Source organism: Flagellimonas nanhaiensis (genome assembly GCF_003382275.1).
GTDB classification, from domain to species: domain Bacteria; phylum Bacteroidota; class Bacteroidia; order Flavobacteriales; family Flavobacteriaceae; genus Flagellimonas; species Flagellimonas nanhaiensis.
The window spans coordinates 1-875 of sequence record NZ_QTJX01000018.1; the positions used below are offsets into that span (position 1 = coordinate 1).

The 875-nt window shown below is 63.1% G+C and carries 1 protein-coding gene; it reads left to right on the top strand.

What is annotated here, in order from left to right; genetic code table 11:
• A partial coding sequence (locus DX873_RS19010; protein ID WP_198412984.1) for a hypothetical protein occupies positions 1-875 on the top strand: 875 nt, incomplete at both ends.

The window sequence follows — 875 nt, forward strand, 5'->3', positions numbered from 1 at the left end:
GCGGATGCCGATCCGACCAACGAATACAACACCGCCGTTGGCCTTACGGGCACCTCGATCACGGTCACGGATGCCGGTGGCACGCTGAGCCAGGACCTTGACGGTACCTTCGCCACGGACGCTGAACTTGCCGCGCTGAACACCGATGATGCGGACGCTGACCCGACCAACGAGTACAACACTGCCGTTGGCCTGACGGGCACCTCGATCACGGTAACGGATGCCGGTGGCACGCTGAGCCAGGATTTGGACGGTACCTTCGCCACGGACGCTGAGCTCGCTGCGCTGAACACGGACGATGCGGATGCGGACCCCACCAATGAGTACAACACTGCCGTTGGCCTTACGGGCACCTCGATCACGGTAACGGATGCCGGTGGCACGCTGAGCCAGGACCTTGACGGTACCTTCGCCACGGATGCTGAACTTGCCGCGCTGAACACGGACGATGCGGATGCGGACCCGACCAACGAGTACAACACCGCCGTTGGCCTTACGGGCACCTCCATTACGGTCACGGATGCCGGTGGCACGCTGAGCCAGGATTTGGACGGTACCTTCGCCACGGACGCTGAGCTCGCTGCGCTGAACACGGACGATGCGGATGCGGACCCCACCAATGAGTACAACACTGCCGTTGGCCTTACGGGCACCTCGATCACGGTAACGGATGCCGGTGGCACGCTGAGCCAGGATTTGGACGGTACCTTCGCCACGGACGCTGAACTTGCCGCGCTGAACACGGACGATGCGGATGCGGACCCCACCAACGAGTACAACACCGCCGTTGGCCTTACGGGCACCTCGATCACGGTAACGGATGCCGGTGGCACGCTGAGCCAGGATTTGGACGGTACCTTCGCCACGGACGCTGA